A 17136-nucleotide genomic window follows, 5' to 3' on the forward strand; every position below is an offset into this window, starting at 1 on the left:
CAGGGTCTGCCTGCCGCTACTTGCCGTGGGCCTGCAGCACCGGCTCGCTGACGCCCTTGACGCCGACCAGGGTCAGGCTGGTCAGCAGCACGTTCTGCGGCCCCTGGTAGGCATCCACCGGCTTGTACCACTCCGCCAGCGAGTGGGCACTGCCGCCCTCCCCGCCGCCGCTGATGGTCATGGCCGGCACGCCCAGGGACATGGCGGTGTTGGAGTCGGTGCTGCCACCGCTCAAGGTGACCTTGGCGCCGTTGGTCACGGCGGCGATGGAGCGCTGCGCCGTCTGTACCATGGGCGAATCCTCCGCCGTGCCACCGGCCGGACGGTCACCGATCAGCTTGATGTCGACCGAGATCTGATCGGTGTCCCAGCGTTTGTTCTCCTCCTTCACCGCGTCCTGCACCAGGGCCAGGATCTCCTTCTCTTCCGCCAGCAGCGCGGCCTCCTCGTTGGATCTCATGTCCAGGGTCAGGCGCGCTTCGCCGGCGATGGCGTTGACCGAGGTGCCGCCCTGCACCGTGCCCACGGTAAAGGTGGTCTTCGGCTCCTTGGGTGGACGCACCTCGGCGATCTTGGCGATGGCGCGACCCATGGCGTGGATGGCGCTGGGTCGCCCGAATTCGGCGAAGCTGTGGCCACCCGGGCCCTTGAAGGTCATCTCGTAGCGGTGGCTGCCGGTGCCGCGATTGACGATCCGCCGCACGTCGATGCCGTCCACCGAGATGAAGCCGTCGATGCCCTGGCGATCCTTGAACAGGGCCTTCACCCCGCGCAGGTTGCCGAGCTCCTCCTCGCCCACGGTACCGACGAAGATCAGGTCGCCCACGGTCTCGATGCCACTCTTGTTCAGGGCGTCGATCACCGACAGCAGCGCCGCCAGGCCCCGGGCGTCATCGCCGATGCCAGGGCCGTAGGTCTTGCCGTCCTTTACCTTCAGGGTCAGGTCGGTGCCCTCGGGAAACACCGTATCCAGGTGCGCCGAGATCACCAGCTGCGGACCCTGGCCGCTGCCCTTGCGGGTGGCGATCACATAGCCTTCCGGGGCGATGCTGGCGTCCTTGAGACCCAGCTCCTGGAATCGCTTGAGGTAATAATCGGCGCGCACCTTTTCCTTGAACGGCGGCGCGGGAATCTGGGCGATATGCTTCTGTTCCGTGAAGGTGCGGCCGTCATCGGCGCGCAGCGCGTCCAGCGCCTTGGTGACCCGGGCATCGCCCTGGACGGCAGACAGGGAACCCTCGACGCCCGGCGCGGCGGCCAGGGGCAACGCCAGGGTGGCGGTCGCTGCGGTAAGCACTAGAGCGGAAAAGCGGTTGGCCAAGGCCGAACGAGCAAAAGACATCTGACACTCCCATTGCCTGAATTGGTATTCCGAAGAAGCGCAATCGTCAGACGAATGCGCCCCGCCTGACCCTAGGTGCCCGCGAACGAAAGGTCAAAGAACCGGGCGCTCTCGGATATGCAGCGTCGTTCAGGGTGCTCCTCGCGACTCAGGAGTCCAGAAACCTCCGCCCCTCGGCCGCCAGCTGCCTGAGCCGCGGAGAGATTCGCGTCCCGCGCTTGGCCAGGGCGGCGGACCAGCCTTCCAGGGCGCTGACGATTCGCTCCAGCCCGCACTGGTCGGCGTGGTACAGCAGCCCGCCGCGATAGCGCGGAAAGCCGTAGCCGTGCAGCCAGACCAGATCGATGTCGACCGGCTGTTTGACGATGCCCTCCTCCAGCAGCCAGGCTGCCTCGTTGATCATCACGAACAGGCAGCGTTCGAGGATCTCCGTATCACTGTGGCTGCGCGGGGTGATACCCCGGCGCTGACGGTGGGCGACGAGCAACCCGGCGATCAGGGGATCCGCCTGGCCCTGGCGCTGACCCGGCTCATAGCGGTAGAAGCCGGCGCCGGACTTCTGGCCAAGACGGCCGAGGGCGTGCAGCTGCTCGATCAGGTCGCAGGCCCGCTCGGCAGGGCTGAGGGATTCACCCCGCCCCTGGCGATTGCGCCAGGCGATGTCGATCCCGGCCAGGTCGCGCAGCTCGAAGGGGCCCATGGGAAAGCCGAATTCCCGCAGCACCCGGTCGACCTGTTCGGGGGCGGCGCCCTCTTCCACCAGCAGGGTCGCCTCGCGTTCGCGCACCGCCAGCAGGCGATTGCCGACGAAGCCATGGCAGTTGCCCACCGCCACCGTGGTCTTGCCCAGGCGCTCGCCCAGCTGCAGGGCAGTGGCCAGTACGGCAGGCGCGACCGCGCGGGTGCGAACCACCTCCAGCAGCTTCATCACCTGGGCCGGACTGAAGAAGTGCATGCCGATCACCGCCTCGGGCCGGCCGGTCACCCCGGCGATGGCATCGATGTCGAGATAGGAGGTGTTGGTGGCCAGGATGGCGCCGGGCTTGGCCAGGCGATCGAGCTGACGAAAGACCTCCTGCTTGACCGCCAGATCCTCGAATACCGCCTCGATGATCAGATCGGCGTCGGCTATCGCGTCCAGGGTCGCTTCACAGCGGATCAGGGCGGCGCGTGCGCTGGCCTGATCCGCCGTCAGGCGGCCCTTGGCCAGGGCTCCGGAGAAATAGCCGTCGATAGTGGCGCGGCCCCGTTCCAAGGCCTGGAGCTGGGTATCGATCAGGACGGTGGCCAGGCCGGCGTTGGCCAGGCAGAGGGCGATACCGCTGCCCATCAGCCCCGCGCCGATCACCGCCACCTGCCGCAACGCTACGGGAGGCGCCGCCTTGGCCAGGGCGCGATTACGACCCGCCAGGGCGCGCTCGGCGAAGAACACCTGGCGCAGGGCCCGGGCCTGGGCGGACTCGCGCCGGGCAACGAACAGCTCACGCTCGCGCTGCAGGGCGGCGGACAGCGGCAGCTGCCAGGCACCGCGCAAGGCGTCCAGCGCCAGCACCGGTGCCTCCTGTCCCGGCAACTTGCGCAGCAGCCCGCGGGCCTGGGCCTCGAAGGCGTCGGGGTCGAACGGGGGTACCGTCTGGACCGCCGTCGGCCGTGGCGACAAGGAGGGATGATCACGCAAAAAGCCCTGGGCCAGGGCCAGCGGTTCACCCTCGCCCAGACCATCGATCAGCCCCGCGCCAAGCGCCGCGCTGGCGTCCAGGCGCCTGCCGCCCACGATCATGTCCAGCGCCAGGGGTGCGCCAACCAGGCGCGGCAGGCGCTGGGTGCCGCCCGCACCCGGGATCAGGCCCAGGCTGACTTCCGGCAACGCGAAGGTGGCAGCGGTCGCCGCGACCCGGTAATGACAGGCCAGTGCCAGCTCCAGCCCGCCGCCCAATACCGTGCCATGCAGCGCGGCGATCACCGGCTTGGGCGAGGCTTCAAGGGCCGCCAGCACATCCGGCAGATGGGGCTCCTGCAGCGGCAGGTCGAATTCGCGGAGGTCGGCGCCGGCGACGAAGGTCCGCCCGGCGCAGGTGATCACCAGCGTCTGGATCCCGTCATCGGCCAGGGCCTCCTGCAGCAGTGCCAGGAGCCCCGCACGCACCGCGCGGGACAGGGCATTGACCGGTGGATGGTCCAGGGTGATGACGCCCAGGGCGTCGATCCGTTGCAGAGTCACGGTGGTCATGTAGGGTCTCCCGAAGGGTCAGAGCAGCGACAGCGGATAGCTGGCGATGACGCGGACGTCATTGGCGTCCCGCGAGAAATCGGAACGGTAGGTGGCGCTGCGCAGGCGCAGGTTCAGGCCCTTGAGCGAGCCGCCCTGCAGCACGTATTGCAGCTCCACATCCAGTTCCCGTTCGGCGCCGGACGCGCCGCCGCGCAGTTCGGCCTGGCTGCCGCGTACGAAACGCGTCATGAAGTTCAGGCCGGGGATACCCAGCTGGCCGAGGTCGTAGTCGTAGCGCGCCTGCCAGGAGCGCTCATTGGTCTCGGCGAAATCGCCCACCTGGACGAAGTTGACCAGATAGGGGTCGGTGCCATTGACGTAGGGAAAGGCCGTCGAGCCCGACATCTTCTGATAGCCCAGGCCCAGGGAATGGCCGGCGCGCTTGTAGGTACCCAGGGCGCTGAAGGCGCGGTTGTCGATGCGTCCGCCGCGGGCGCTGCCCTCGTCGTCGCTGTCGAACAGCCGCACCTCGGTGAGGAAGACGCCCCAGTCGCCCTTGCGGCGGTCGGTCAGGCCGAGAAAGCGCTGGCGATAGACATCTTCCAGCACGGCGTACTGGGCGCTCACATCGGTGGTGGTGCCGAAGCGGTAGAGGGCGCCGACGACATTGAAATCACCCCCCTCCAGGGAACCGCTGAAACGGCGATTCTTGTTGTTCAGCGAAAGGCCATCGGCCCCGGAGCTGTCGCGATAGACCGTGCGCTGGATGTTGGCGCCGGTCAGGGTCAGACCCTTGATCTCCCTGAATTCGAACTGGCTTCCCTCGAAGGTCTGGGGCAGCAGGCGGCCATTGTTGGTGACCAGGGTCGGCCAGCGCGGTAGCAGGGTGCCGATCCGCAACTCACTCTTGGAGAGACGCGCCTTGAAGGTCGCCCCGGCCTTGGCGTACTCGCCGGGCGCGCGGCCCTCGTCGTCTACCGGCAGCAGACCGGTGCCAGTGCGGCCACGGCCCGAATCGAGCTTCAACCCCAACAGGCCCAGGGCGTCCAGGCCGAAGCCAAGGGTGCCCTGGGTAAAGCCGGATTCGTACTTGAGGATGAAGCCCTGGCCCCACTCCTCGCGCTTGGACTGGCCGCTGCCGTCGCGAAAGTCGCGATTCATGTAGAAGTTGCGCAGCTCCAGGGTGGCCTTGCTGTCTTCGAGGAAGCCCTCGGCATAGGTCAGGGGCGACAGCAGGGCAATACCCAGCCCTGCCGCCAGGATCGGCTTGTCATGATGCCTGTGCATAGGAGGTCTCTACCGAACCCTGGCCGCCCGCGGCGTACCAGGGGGGATGGAAGGAAGCGTGCGGTTCAGCGCACCTGCGTCAGGTAGTCGGCGGCGGTACCGGGGATCTGGGTGTTCTGGATCTGACCCAGGAAGGTAATGGCGCGCTGGACGTCCTCATCGGTGAGATAGGGCGTCGCGGGGAAGGACTTGCGGTTGTTCTTCCAGGCGGCGGCATAGACCTGGTCGTTGACGCCCTCGAAGCGGGTACGTACGGCCTTGGCGGCCTCGTCCGGATGCTGGCTGATCAGCTGGGTGGCGTCGTTGAGCGCGGCAAGAAAGGCCTTGACCGTGTCCGGATGCTCCTGCGACCACTCGCGGCGAGCGCTCAGGGCGATGGAAGGATAGCCGTCCAGGGCCTTTACCTGGCCCTCGGACATGTCCAGCAGGGTGAAGCCCTTCTGCTCGATCACCGCGCTGTCCGACGCTGGCGACGACAGCGCGAAGCCGTCGATGCGGCCCTGGGCGAAGGCGGCCAGCATGGCGCCGCCATTGTTCAGGTACAGCAGGGTGAAATCCTTCTCCGACTGCAGCTTGGCTTCCTGGCCGAGGAAGCGCACCAGGAAGTCGGCGCTGCCGCCAGTACCGCTGACCGCCAGGCGCAGCCCCTTGAAGGCGGCCAGGCGCTGCTCGACGGTGGAGTTGGCGTTCAGCCCAAGGCGGTCGGCCACCTCCTGGCGGATCACCACGTTGCTCGCATACTGGCCGACCATGCGCCCCAGCAGGGTCACGTCGGCGCCCTTCACCTTGGCGTTGATGGCGTTCTGGATGGCGCAGGAACAGAACTCCACCGAGCGGCTGACCAGTCCGGAGGCGGCGGCGCCGCCACCCTTGAACTTGACCAGGCTGACGTCCAGCCCATGCTTCTTGAACAGCCCGGCATCCAGCGCCACGAACAGCGGCATGTGCACGAAGCCTTCGGTACCTATGGCCACCTTGACCGCTTCATCGGCCTGCACGGCGGGGGTAGCGGCCAGCAGCGCGGCACTCAGACCGAGGACGGAAAACAGACGCTTGAACGACATGGCAAAGACCTCTCTTCTTCTTGTATTGGGTAGTGGGAGCATTCAGATCGAGAGTTCGCGGGCGTCCTGTTCCTTCTTCCAGGGCATCAGCGCGGTTTCCAGCTTGCGCACCGCCGCCTGCAGCAGCAGCGCCAGGAAGATGATCGCCAGCAGCGCGGCGAAGACCCCGGCGGTGTCCAGCTGGCCGGCGGCGTCCTGCAGCAGGTAGCCCAGGCCGCGGTTGGCCGCCATGATCTCGCCGACGATGGCGCCGATCAGCGCATAGGGCACCGACAGCTTGAGCCCGGTGAACACCCACTGGATGGCCGAGGGCAGCACCACCTTGCCGATCAGGTGATGTTCCTTGGCGCCCATCAGCCGCAGGATCTCCAACTGCTCGCGCTCCACCGCGCGCACGCCGCTGTAGGTGTTGAGGAACACCAGGAAGAACACGATGGTGGCGGTCAGGATGATCTTCATCTCGATGCCGATGCCGAACCACATGATGAACAGCGGCGCCAGGGCCACCTTGGGCAGGCTGTAGATGGAGATCAGGATGGGATCGAGCAGCTTGGCCAGGGTCTCGTTGCGACCCAGCAGCAGGCCGACGCTGATCCCGGCGCAGGCGCCGCAGAAGAAGCCTGCCAGGGTCTCGACGACGGTGATCCAGCCGTGGGCGAACAGCCGCCCGCTGGCGACCAGCTCGACGAAGCGGCCGCCGATCTCGCTGGGCGAGCTGACGAAGAAGGGATCCACCAGCGGTCCCGAGGCGAACTGCCAGGACAGCAGGATGACGGCAAAGATGGCGACGCGGCCGAGAAAGATGTTCATAGCAGGATTCTCCAGGGGTGGGCCGCTCAGGCGTCTTGGCTCGGGGTGATGAATTCCCAGAGGTCACCGCAGAGCTGGTGGTAACGCGGGTCCTTGCGCAGCTGCAGGATGTTGCGCTCGTCGCCCAGGGGGATGGTCACGTCACGGACGATGGTGCCGGGACGGCCGGAGAAGATCAGGCAGCGATCGCCCAGGGCCACCGCCTCGTCCAGGTCGTGGGTGACGAACAGTACGGTCTTCTTGAGCTGGCGACTGAGCTTGAACAACTCGGTCTGCATGCGCATGCGCAGCTGGGCATCGAGCGCCGCGAAGGGCTCGTCCATCAGCAGGGTCTCGGGATCGTAGGCCAGCAGCCGGGCCAGCGCGGCGCGCTTGCGCATGCCCCCGGAAAGCTGGGTCGGGTAGGCCTTTTCGTGACCTTCCAGGCCGACCAGGGCCAGCAGCTCGCGGATGCGTGCCTGGCGTTCGGCCTTGCCCACGCCGCGGATCTCCAGGGGCACGGCGATGTTGCCGACCACGTCGCGCCAGGGCAGCAGGTGATCGCTCTGGGTCATGTAGCCGGTACGACCGTTGATGCCCTTGACCGGCTGGCCGCTGTAGAGCACCTGGCCTTCGGTGGGGGCGAACAACCCGGCCACCATGTTGAGCAGGGTCGACTTGCCGCAACCGGAAGGACCGACGATGGTCACCACCTGGCCCTGTTGAATGTCGACGTTGATGCTGTGGGAAGCCTGTTTCGCCACGCCCTTGACGGTAAAGGCCTTGGCGACGTTGCGAAAGGAAATCACGGTGGGCGCCGTGGCGATGCTGCCGATCGGCTCGCGAGGGCTGGCGTTCTTCAGTACGGCGGACATGGCGTTACTCCCGGTTCGAGGACGTGGCGTCGGGTTCAGGACTCATGAACGACGCGACGGCGTCTGACGGTAGGGATGCACACCATGGGCGGTTGATCTGGAAGCTGTTCATAGTGACCTACTTATTGTTATGAGCCAGAAATGAAGCGTTCTTGGATTATGCAAGGGTGAACCTGAGCGGCAATGGCGCTGTTCCACCCTGTGGAACAGCGACGCATCAGCTCAGCACGGTGAGACCATCGAGGGCGACTACGCCCTGCCCTTGCGGCCTGACCAGCAGCGGATTGATCTCGGCCTCCTGCAGGCGCTCGCCCAAGCGCAGGGCCATGTCGGAGAACGCCACGATGCAGTGCGCCGCCGCCTCGACGTCGGCCCTGGGTCGGCCGCGATAGCCGTCCAGCAAGGGATAGGTACGCAATTCGGCGAGCATTTCCCGGGCATCCTCCAGGGTCACCGGCAGCAGGCGCAGCGTGGTGTCCTGGAACAGTTCGGCGGTCACGCCACCCATGCCTAGCAGCAGCGCCGGGCCCAGTTGCGGATCACGGGTGAAGCCGAGGATCAGCTCCTCGCCGCCGCTGACCATTTCCTGCACCAGGAAGGCCTCGGGATCGAAGCCGACCTGGGTGGTCACCTCGTCGCGCATCCGCTCCAGACGTGCACCGATCCCCTCGGGTCGCTGCCGCAGGGCCACGCCGCCCACCTCGCTCTTGTGCGGGATGCGCGCCGAGAGCACCTTGAGTACCACCTCGCCGCCCAGTTCGCGGGCCGCCGCCTCGGCCTGACGCGCATCGCCCACTACCCGCTCGCGGGTCACCGGAATGCCGAAGGTCTCGTAGAGCTGCTTGCTGCGCGCCTCGTCCAGCGGGCCGGGTTGCAGGTCCGCCAGAGCCACCGACTCGGCCGAGGGAGCGGCGCCGAGCTGCCCCGGGCGCTGCCTTGCATAGCTGCCTTGCAAGGCCAGCGCCTTGAGCGCTCCGGCACAACTTTCGGGAGCGCTGAAGGCCACCCCGCCCGAACCGTTGATGCGCTGCGCCGCCGCCGGCGCATGGGGGCTGATATAGGCCAGCACCGGCTTAGTCGAATGGGCCAGGCTGTCGCGGATGGCATCCGCCATCAGGTGCGGCTGGGCCACCCCGGAGGAACCCACCACGCTGATCACCGCGTCATAGTCGGGGCTGTCCAGCAGGATGCTGATGGCGCCACGCATCACCTCCGGTTGCAGACCCGCCAGGGTCAGGTCGATGGGATTGCGGTCGAGCACCGCCTGGTCGCCGACGTCCAGGGCGCGCAGTCGCGCCGCCGTCTCCGCGCCGGGCGGCGGGGTCTGGAAGCCGTTGACGCCCAGGTTGTCGGCGATCAGGGTACCGGCGCCACCGGTGGAGGTCAGGATGGCTACCCGGGTGCCCTGCATGACCCGGCCACTGGCCAGGGCGAAGGGAATGTCCAGCAGGTCGGCGAAGGTCTCGGCGCGGATCACCCCGAGCTGGCGGAAATAGGCCGAATAGAGATCGTCCGAGCCAGCCAGGGCGCCGGTATGGGAGGCCGCGGCGCTGGCGCCGGCTTCCGAGCGGCCGACCTTGAACACCACCACCGGCTTGCCGGCGGCGCGGGCCCGGCCCACGGCGCGGGTGAACCTGGCGGTGTCGCGCAGCCCTTCGAGGTAGAGGGCGATCACCGCGGTGGCCGGATCGCCGGCCAGATGGTCGACGAAGTCGGCGACGTCCAGATCCACCTCGTTGCTGGTGGAGATCAGCTTGGAAAAGCCGATGCCGGCCGCCACGCCGCGAGAGAGCAAGGCACCGAGGATGCCGCCGCTCTGGGAGACCAGGGCCACCCTGCCCGGCAGCAGGGCGTCCATGTCCAGGGCGCCACTGGCGGACAGGGTGATGCGCTCGCTGACGTTGACCAGGCCGATGGTATTGGGGCCGAGGATACGCATGCCGCCGCGCGCGGCCTGGAGTTCCGCCTGGCGGCGGATGCCGCTCTCCCCGGTTTCGCCATAGCCGCCGGCCAGCACGATGGCCGCCGCACAGCCCAGCGCCGCCAGTTCGGCCACCGCCTGATTGGCACGTTCGGCACCCAGCAGGATGACAGCCACGTCCGGCACCTCGGGCAACTCGGCGATAGAGGGATAGCAGCGCAGGCCGTCGATCTCCTCGTAGCGCGGATTGACCGGATAGAGGCGTCCCTGGAAGCCATGCTTGCGCAGGAAGGCGATGGGCCGGCCGGAGGTCTTGCGGGCGTCGCCCGAGGCGCCGATGACGGCGACGCTGGCCGGACTGAGCAGACGGTCGAGGGCGCTCATCGTTGGCCACCATTGCTCTTGCGCTCCAGGAAGGCGGCGACCGACTCCTGGTGTTCGCTTGAGGTGTAGCAGATGCCCTGGGCCTGGCTGCCCATGGCCGAGATCTGGCCCTGGGTCAGTTCGAAGGTATTGTTGAGGATCGACTTGCTCAGCCCCAGCGCCGTGGCGGAACCGGCGGACAGTTGCAGCGCCCAGTCCTGGGCCGCTGGCAGCAGCGCATCGTGGGGCACCACCCGGTCGATCATGTTGATGCGCTCGGCTTCGCCCGGCGCGACGGTGCGACCGGTGAAGATCAGCTCCTTGGCCCGGCTCAGGCCGACCCGCCGTGGCAGGAAGTAGAGGCCACCACCGTCGGGGATGAGGCCGCGGGCGATGTAGCTCATGGCGAAGGAAGCCTGCTCGGACGCGATGATGAAGTCGCAGCTCAGCGCCATGTCGCAGCCCAGCCCGGTAGCGGCGCCGTTGACCGCGGCGATGGTCGGCTTGGGCAGGTTGTGCAGCAGCGAAACGGCATGGTGAACCCGTTGCTGGCGCTTCCAGCCGTTGAAGGCCATCGAACCGGCCGGCGCACTCATGCGCGCCTGCATGCCCTTGATGTCGCCGCCGGCGCAAAAGCCCTTGCCGGTACCGGTCAGGATCAGCGCCTTGATCGCGCTGTCGGCGGCGATGCGCTCCAGGTGCTCGATCAGCAGGGTGCGCATGTCGTCGCTGATGGCATTGCGCGCTTCGGGGCGGTTGAGCGTCAGGGTGGCGATGCCCTGGGTCACCGTCAGCTCGATGGGGGTCGAGGATTCGGGAGCTGTCGTCATGGGAGGCCTCTCTTATTCTTGGGTTGATTGGCTGCCCGGATCTGCGCCAGGCTTGAAATCAATCTGCGCGAGGAGACCTGTCATGACAACGCAGCCATTCCACCAGGTGGAACACGCCGTCGCCGAGCCGCACGCCGCCGACATGCCTGGCCAGGGCAAGGCACCGGCCAACCGCTCGCTGGAGCGTGGCCTGGATGTCCTGCGGGCTTTTCGTCCGGGCACCGAATACCTCACCAATGGCGACCTCAGCGACCTCCTCGGCCTGGCCAAGTCCACCGTCAGCCGCCTGACCCAGACCCTGGTGCGTACCGGCTTTCTGGACTACGACGGCGGCCGCAGCGCCTATCGCCTGGCGCCGACCTTTCTCGGCCTGGCCCATGCCATGCACCAGGGCAGCAGCCTCCTGCAGGCCGCCTCGCCGCTGATGATCAAGGTGGCGCGGGAGCACCAGGTCAACGTCAGTCTGGCGGCGGCGGACCGCGACGAGATGATCTACCTGGAGTCGATTCGCCTGAGTCAACGCAAGACCCCGCGCAACGTCCTGGTCGGCCAGCGCCTGCCGATGGACATCACCTCCCTGGGCCGCGCCTGCCTCGCCGGCCTGGGCGAAGCCCAGCGCGAAACGCTGATCGCCACCTTCTGCGCCCGCCGCTGCGAGGCACGCCGGGCGCCACTGGAACAGGAGATCCGCGCCGCCCTTGCCAGCGTCCGCAGCAAGGGCTACTGCCTGGCTGCCTGGCAACCCGAAGTGGTCGCCATCGCCACCCCCCTCGGCCTCCCCGGCTATCGCACCCATGCCCTCAACATCAGCCTGGCCACCCCGCTGTCGGAGGCGGAGATCGAGGAGCGCTATGCCGGGGTGCTGCTGGAATTGGCCGGGAAGATCAGGGCGGCGTGTGGGAGTGATCCTGGCGGACTGACGTGATGTCTCGGGGCAACATCTCCGCCCGGGAGGCCATCCTTCCGCTCCGTGGTGTCACTCCTGCCTATTACTGAAGACTGGTTGAGCCCGGTAGTACAGCGGGGGCACCGCCCTACCTGACCGGGCTACGTCCCGGCCCGGCCAGGCTCACTCGGCCCGCCCGGCCTCGCCCAGGTGCTCCAGCGCCCACTGCTCTGCGCTGGTCACCGCGAAACCGTGCCGGGCATTGAAGGTGGTTTCCATCGGCCAGGCGACACCGCGGCCCTGGGCGAAGACGGCACGGTACTTCTTGATGTGCTTGGCATCCTCGTCGGACTCCTGCTCCATGGCGTCCACCAGGTAGGGAACCGACCAGACATTGGTTTTGAAGGGACGCTTCAATACCCGCTTTAGCAGCTCGGCCAGCTCGCCATAGGCCAGGGTGTCACCCGCGAGATAGACGATTTCATTGCAAAAACGTGGCTCGAAGAAGACGATCTCGGCGGTCAGCCTGCCGATATCCTCGGGGGTCGTCAGCGTGACGCAGGTATCCGGACTGCCCAGTGCATTCACGGTATCCGTTACGAGGTCGACGACCCCGAACACGGGTTCGAACAGGAAGCTGGTGAACATCCCGGTGGAGATGATCACCCACTCGGTCCGGTGCTGCGCCCGCAGGAGTTCACGCACATCGAGCTGGGCATCGAACAGGTCCTGGGGGCTGCCGCGGCCGATGGCCTCGAAGTCCACACCGAATTGCCAGGGGAAGTAGCGCTTTACCCCGGATTGCAGCGCGGCGCGAGCCAGCTTCATGGGGGTTTCGCGTCCCGCAACCATGCCGGCACAGCCGACGACGGTATCGAATTGGGCGAAGACCGCCGCCAGGTGCTCGATGGAATCCCTGACCAGGTCGGCAGCAACCAGCTCGACGCCGAGCGCGCGCAGCTCGTCTATCTCCCTTTTCTTGCCAGGCTCCTGGCTGTCGAGCGTGGACTGGCGCAGCAGCACGCTGATCCGCGAGCCCGGCTTTTGCCCGGAGAGCCGGGCGAGATTGCGCAGCACCGGCAGACCGAGTTCGCCGGCGCCGAGTACGAGAATGGATTGGGTAGCGGTAGGGAATTGGGCAGTCATCATGACTCCTGACGTCAGGTGTAAGATGAGCGAATGCTGGCAGACGCCAGCGGCGCTCAGAAGAAGGCACACGCGTGATACCAGGGGACGAGATGACCGATCTGGAGATCCTCCGACAGTCCGAAGCCATCTGCCAGACGCTCAGGCGGGACGAAGACGGCGTACGCCGGGAGGTGCTGACCCATGCGGGCAGTCGCTGGTCCCTGGGGGTCCTGCATGCGCTTGGGGTCTATGGCGTCATGCGGCATGCCGAGCTGGCGCGGCAACTCTCGGGCATCACCCAGCGGATGCTGACCAAGACCCTGCGCGCCCTCGAACGTGACGGCCTGCTGCTGCGCCACGACTTCGACGAAGTCCCGCCCCGGGTCGAATACGAATTGACGCCGCTGGGCCTGAGTCTGCTGATCCGGATGACGCCCATCTGGACCTGGGTCATCGAGAATGTCGAAGACTTCCGCGCCGCGCGCCGTGCCTTCGATGAGCGAGTTCACGAGAAGCCGGCGTGGCAATCGCCAAGGCCCATGCCGGACGAGCCAATTGACGAAGACCCACGGCCCTGAATGGAACCGCCAGGGCAGCCACTGCGTTCCGCGGTGGCTGCCATCGTGACCCAGGCCTGGCCGGTGAACGCCAAACGGACCCTGCCGCCCCCTTCGTGCTCGCACCTCACCCACTCAGGAGTCGCACCCATGAGACGTTCCAGCCTGGATCATCTGGTCATCGTGGCCCCGACCCTCGCCGCGGGCGCTCTGCATGTCGAGCAGCGCCTGGGCGTGGCGCTGCAGCCCGGCGGCAAACACGCGCGCATGGGCACCCACAACCTCCTGCTGCGCCTGGGTGACTGCTACCTGGAAGTCATAGCCCCGGACCCGGATGCTCCACCGCCGACCAGACCTCGCTGGTTCGGGCTGGATGAGCTGGGCCCCGATGCCGAGCCCCGCCTGGCGCACTGGGTGGCCAGGACCCGGGGATTGGCTGAGGCGGATGCGCGCCTCACGCAGACCTTCGGCCGCATCGAGTCGATGAGCCGCGGCACGCTGGCCTGGCAGATATCGATCCACGCCGATGGACAGCTGCGGCTGGGTGGTGTCCTGCCCAGCCTGATCGACTGGGGCGATGCCCGGCACCCCGCGTCAGGGCTGATCGACCAGGGCTGCTGCTTGCAGCGTCTGGAGCTCAGGCATCCCGCTGCCGCGGTGCTCGGGCAGCAGCTGGAGGCGATCGGTTTTTCCGGGCCCGTCGCGGTGATGCCTGGCGAGAGACCCGACCTGCTGGCCTATCTGGAGACGCCAACGGGTCTGAAGACCCTCTGATGGCCAACCGCTGGCGGCCGACCCGCACGCCCACTCAGCCCGGCACCACCAGCCCCTTGGCGCGGTAGGCGTCGATATCGATGCCATAGGCACCCGAGGGTTTTACCGCGCGGACGCTGATGAGGCGCCCCTGCTCATCGAGCGGATTGCGCGCCAGGTCGAGTACCTGCTCCGGTCGCGGCTGCTTGCTGGTGTCCAGCACGATCAGCACCCGCGGCTTCAATTTGCTGCCGGCGTCGAAGCCGATGATGATGCCCACCTCGCCGGTGCTCAGCTCGACGATCTCGCCCGGCGGATAGACACCGATCAGCTGGATGAAGGCCAGGACGACGGCTTCGTCGAATTGCGTGCCCCGCGCTTCGAAGAGGACGCGCAAGGCTTCCAGGCTGGAACGGCCCTCGCTGTAGGGGCGATCGCTGGTGATGGCGTCGTAGGCATCCACCACGGCAATGATCTTGGCCTTGAAGGGGATGCGCTGCGCCGGCAGCTGGCGGGGGTAACCCTTGCCATCCATGCGTTCGTGGTGGGTATGGGCGACGTCGACGGCGGCGGGCGGCACCTCGCTGTTGGCCATCAGCAACTGATAGCCGTAGGTGGTATGGGCCTGCATGATGCGGAATTCTTCCTCGGTCAGGCGGCCTGGCTTGTTGAGGATCTCGTCGGGCACCTTGATCTTGCCGACGTCGTGCAGCATGCCGCACACCCCGAGTTCTTCCAGTTCGAGGGGCAGCATGCCCAGCGCCTTGCCCAGGGCGATGGCATAGAGCGAGACGCGCAGGCAGTGTTCCGCGGTGTAGTGGTCACGCTGCTTGATGCGCGCCAGCCAGAGGCTGGCCGCGGGGTGCTTGAGCACGCTCTCGACGCACTCGCCGACCGCCCGCCGGACTTCGCTGACGTTGAGTTCCTTGCCGAATTTGACGGCGTCGAGCATCCGCATCGATACGGCGCGGGCCTCGCGCCACACCGGTTCGGTGGTCTTGACCTCACCCCGGTAGTCGATGGCATAGGTCTTGGCCTGAGCGCTGGCCGCCAGGTTGGCGGACAGGTTAGCCGATAGCGGCGTCACGGCAGGACTCTGGCGCCGGTCCACCCAGACGAACTCGCAGGTGTCCTGCAGGGTGCGGAGATCCTGCACGCTCTGGATGGGGAATCCCTGGAACAGGAAGGGCGTGCCTTCCCAGGGCCGATCCAGTTCGCAGACGTACATGCCCAGCTGCAACTGGGACACGGGCACTCTGATGCTGTATTGGGGCAGCGCCATGGCTTCTCGGCAAGCACGTCGGTGGGCGGGATTTAATAGGTATTACAATAACCATTGATACCAAAATGCCATCATCCAGGGAAGCATCCAGCCTGCCCGCGCCGATGAGCTGGCAAAAAACAGTGGTCAGAGGTAACTGTCTGTAACTTCGGGGCGCGCGATACCAGACGGCGCGCCCTCCCCTCACGCCAGCTTGAAGCGTCGCACCAGCGTCTGCAGTTCGCCGGCCAGTTCCGACAGTTGCTCGCTGGCACCCACGGTTTCGCGGTTGCCGTCGCTGGTCTGCACCGACAGATCGCGAATGCTGATGAGGTTGCGGTCCACCTCGCGAGAGACGTGGGCCTGCTCTTCGGAGGCGGTGGCGATCTGCAGGTTGCGCTCGTCGATCAGGCGCACGGCCTGGAGGATGTCGCTCAGCGCCGCCCCGGCTTCCTGGGCCACCGCATAGGTGGCCTGGGCCTGGGTGGAGCTGAGCTGCATGGAATCCACGGCTTCGGCCGAGCCCTTCTGGATCGCCTGGATCATCTGCTCGATCTCGCGGGTCGAGGTCTGGGTACGATGCGCCAGGGCGCGGACCTCGTCGGCGACCACGGCGAAACCGCGACCCTGTTCGCCCGCCCGGGCGGCCTCGATGGCCGCGTTGAGCGCCAGCAGATTGGTCTGCTCGGCGATGGCGCCGATCACGCTGAGCACCTGGCTGATGTCCTGGGCCTGTCCGGCCAGGCCTTCGACCTGCACCGAGGTGGACTGCACCTGCTGGGTGAGGCGCTGCATGGCATCGAGGGCCTGGCCAACCTTGGCATTACCGCTTTCCGCGGCGGCGCTGGAGTCCCGCGCGGCCTGGGAGGTGGACGAGGCGTTGCGGGCCACCTCTTCCACCGCGGCGCTCATCTCGGTGACCGCGGTAGCGGCCTGGTCGATCTCGGCGTTCTGACTCGCCAGAGCGCGACTGGCCTGGTCGGTGACAGCGTGCATGGTGCGCGCGGTGTCGCTCAGGCGGCTGGAAGAACTGGATATGCCATGCAGGGTGTCCTTGAGGTTGTCCTGCATCTGCGCCAGGGCGCGCATCAGCCCGGCGGCTTCGTCCTTGCCGGTGGGATCGATCTTGCCGGTCAGCTCGCCCTGGGCGATGGCATTGGCCACGGCCAGGGAAGCGCCGATCGGCTGGGCCAGGCTACGGGTCAGCCGCCAGGCCAGCAGCAGGGTGACCAGCACCGCCAGCAGCATGATGCCGACCACGATCCTGACACTCTGGTCATAGATGCCCGTCGCCGCTTCCCCGGCATGGCGGGCGCCTTCGCCGTTGAATTCGCGCAGCCGGGTCAGTTGCTCCTGATAGCCTTCGGCGCGCTGGCGCTGCTCGCCATTGGCCAGTTTGAGCGCTTCGGCGCGATCGCTGGCGGCCAGGGTCACCACCCGATCCAGTCCGTCCAGATAGCCTTTCATCTGCAGGGCGGCCTGGTCGAAGTTGCTGCGTTCCTCGGCGGTGGAAATCAGGTGGTCGCGGTAATAGGCCGTCCGGGCGTTCATCAGATCGCGATTCACCTGGATCTGCCGGGTGGCGAGGGCCATGGCCGCGCTGTCCTCGCTGGCCAGCAGCCGGATGCTTTCGAGGCGGGTGTGCAGCAGCGCGACCTGAATGTCATCGGTGGTCTGGACGCTCGCCAGCCATTCGGCTTCCATCGCCTGCTCGGTGGCGCGCAGGGCCTTGAGCTGGACCAGGGCGAAGGCGCCGAGCAGCATCACGAACAGGGTGACCGCACCGAAGCAGAGGGTGGCGCGGGGGGCGATGCGTAGCTGACGAAGATTCAAGACGGGCTCCTTGGATCGGCGGAAGGCGATCCTCT

General features: G+C 67.1%; 14 protein-coding genes and 1 pseudogene. 3 read left to right on the forward strand and 12 right to left on the reverse strand.

Annotated features, from left to right (window positions below):
• Positions 1–16: 16 nt before the first annotated feature.
• The 8 genes from PVZ72_RS12780 to PVZ72_RS12815 all read right to left on the reverse strand — a co-directional run bounded on the left by PVZ72_RS12780 (position 17) and on the right by PVZ72_RS12815 (position 10683).
• A complete protein-coding gene (locus PVZ72_RS12780; protein ID WP_273862084.1) occupies positions 17–1342 on the reverse strand; it encodes a M20/M25/M40 family metallo-hydrolase in 1326 nt (441 codons plus the stop codon).
• A 148-nt stretch (positions 1343–1490) separates the two neighbouring features.
• Complete coding sequence (locus PVZ72_RS12785; RefSeq protein ID WP_273862085.1) at positions 1491–3572, reverse strand: 3-hydroxyacyl-CoA dehydrogenase NAD-binding domain-containing protein; 2082 nt, start codon at positions 3570–3572, stop codon at positions 1491–1493.
• An 18-nt stretch (positions 3573–3590) separates the two neighbouring features.
• The gene (locus tag PVZ72_RS12790; RefSeq protein WP_273862086.1) at positions 3591–4841 is read right to left on the reverse strand and encodes an OprD family porin; all 1251 of its coding nucleotides are present in this window, start codon (positions 4839–4841) and stop codon (positions 3591–3593) included.
• Between the two features lie 65 nt (positions 4842–4906).
• Complete coding sequence (locus PVZ72_RS12795; protein ID WP_273862087.1) at positions 4907–5905, reverse strand: ABC transporter substrate-binding protein; 999 nt, start codon at positions 5903–5905, stop codon at positions 4907–4909.
• Between the two features lie 42 nt (positions 5906–5947).
• Complete coding sequence (locus PVZ72_RS12800; protein WP_017641233.1) at positions 5948–6715, reverse strand: ABC transporter permease; 768 nt, start codon at positions 6713–6715, stop codon at positions 5948–5950.
• Between the two features lie 26 nt (positions 6716–6741).
• Positions 6742–7569, reverse strand: a complete 828-nt coding sequence (locus PVZ72_RS12805; protein ID WP_208691435.1) for an ABC transporter ATP-binding protein — start codon at positions 7567–7569, stop codon at positions 6742–6744.
• Positions 7570–7786: 217 nt separating this feature from the next.
• Positions 7787–9874, reverse strand: coding sequence for an acetate--CoA ligase family protein (locus PVZ72_RS12810; RefSeq protein ID WP_187979469.1), 2088 nt, complete (start codon positions 9872–9874; stop codon positions 7787–7789).
• Complete coding sequence (locus PVZ72_RS12815) at positions 9871–10683, reverse strand: enoyl-CoA hydratase/isomerase family protein (RefSeq protein ID WP_273862088.1); 813 nt, start codon at positions 10681–10683, stop codon at positions 9871–9873. The genes PVZ72_RS12810 and PVZ72_RS12815 overlap by 4 nt, the downstream gene beginning before the upstream one ends.
• A gap of 82 nt (positions 10684–10765) precedes the next feature.
• Between PVZ72_RS12815 and PVZ72_RS12820 the strand changes: the two genes are divergently transcribed.
• Positions 10766–11608, forward strand: coding sequence for an IclR family transcriptional regulator (locus PVZ72_RS12820; RefSeq protein WP_273862089.1), 843 nt, complete (start codon positions 10766–10768; stop codon positions 11606–11608).
• 144 nt (positions 11609–11752) lie between these two features.
• On the opposite strand, the gene PVZ72_RS12825 is transcribed toward PVZ72_RS12820, so the two are convergent.
• Positions 11753–12715: an aromatic alcohol reductase gene (locus PVZ72_RS12825; protein WP_273862090.1), complete on the reverse strand. Its 963-nt coding sequence runs from the start codon at positions 12713–12715 to the stop codon at positions 11753–11755.
• 92 nt (positions 12716–12807) lie between these two features.
• On the opposite strand from PVZ72_RS12825, the gene PVZ72_RS12830 reads away from it, so the two are divergent.
• Together PVZ72_RS12830 and PVZ72_RS12835 are read left to right on the forward strand one after the other, a co-directional pair.
• Positions 12808–13275: a winged helix-turn-helix transcriptional regulator gene (locus PVZ72_RS12830; protein ID WP_187979473.1), complete on the forward strand. Its 468-nt coding sequence runs from the start codon at positions 12808–12810 to the stop codon at positions 13273–13275.
• A gap of 129 nt (positions 13276–13404) precedes the next feature.
• Positions 13405–14028 (forward strand): VOC family protein, encoded by a 624-nt coding sequence (locus PVZ72_RS12835; RefSeq protein ID WP_273862091.1) that lies wholly within the window; start codon positions 13405–13407, stop codon positions 14026–14028.
• 34 nt (positions 14029–14062) lie between these two features.
• Here the strand turns inward: PVZ72_RS12835 and PVZ72_RS12840 are convergent, their stop codons facing one another.
• The 3 genes and pseudogenes from PVZ72_RS12840 to PVZ72_RS24250 form a co-directional block, all read right to left on the reverse strand.
• Positions 14063–15289 carry an HD-GYP domain-containing protein gene (locus PVZ72_RS12840; RefSeq protein ID WP_273862092.1) on the reverse strand — a complete coding sequence of 409 codons (1227 nt, stop codon included), beginning with the start codon at positions 15287–15289 and terminating at the stop codon, positions 14063–14065.
• 183 nt (positions 15290–15472) lie between these two features.
• On the reverse strand, positions 15473–16357 hold the full coding sequence (locus PVZ72_RS24245) for a methyl-accepting chemotaxis protein (protein WP_431312633.1): 885 nt from the start codon (positions 16355–16357) through the stop codon (positions 15473–15475).
• Positions 16331–17101 (reverse strand): annotated as a pseudogene (locus tag PVZ72_RS24250) (MCP four helix bundle domain-containing protein); the annotation flags it as partial. The pseudogene PVZ72_RS24250 and the gene PVZ72_RS24245, both read right to left, overlap by 27 nt.
• Positions 17102–17136 lie beyond the last annotated feature (35 nt).

Source organism: Pseudomonas sp. LA5 (assembly GCF_028640825.1).
Lineage (GTDB): Bacteria > Pseudomonadota > Gammaproteobacteria > Pseudomonadales > Pseudomonadaceae > Chryseomonas > Chryseomonas aestiva.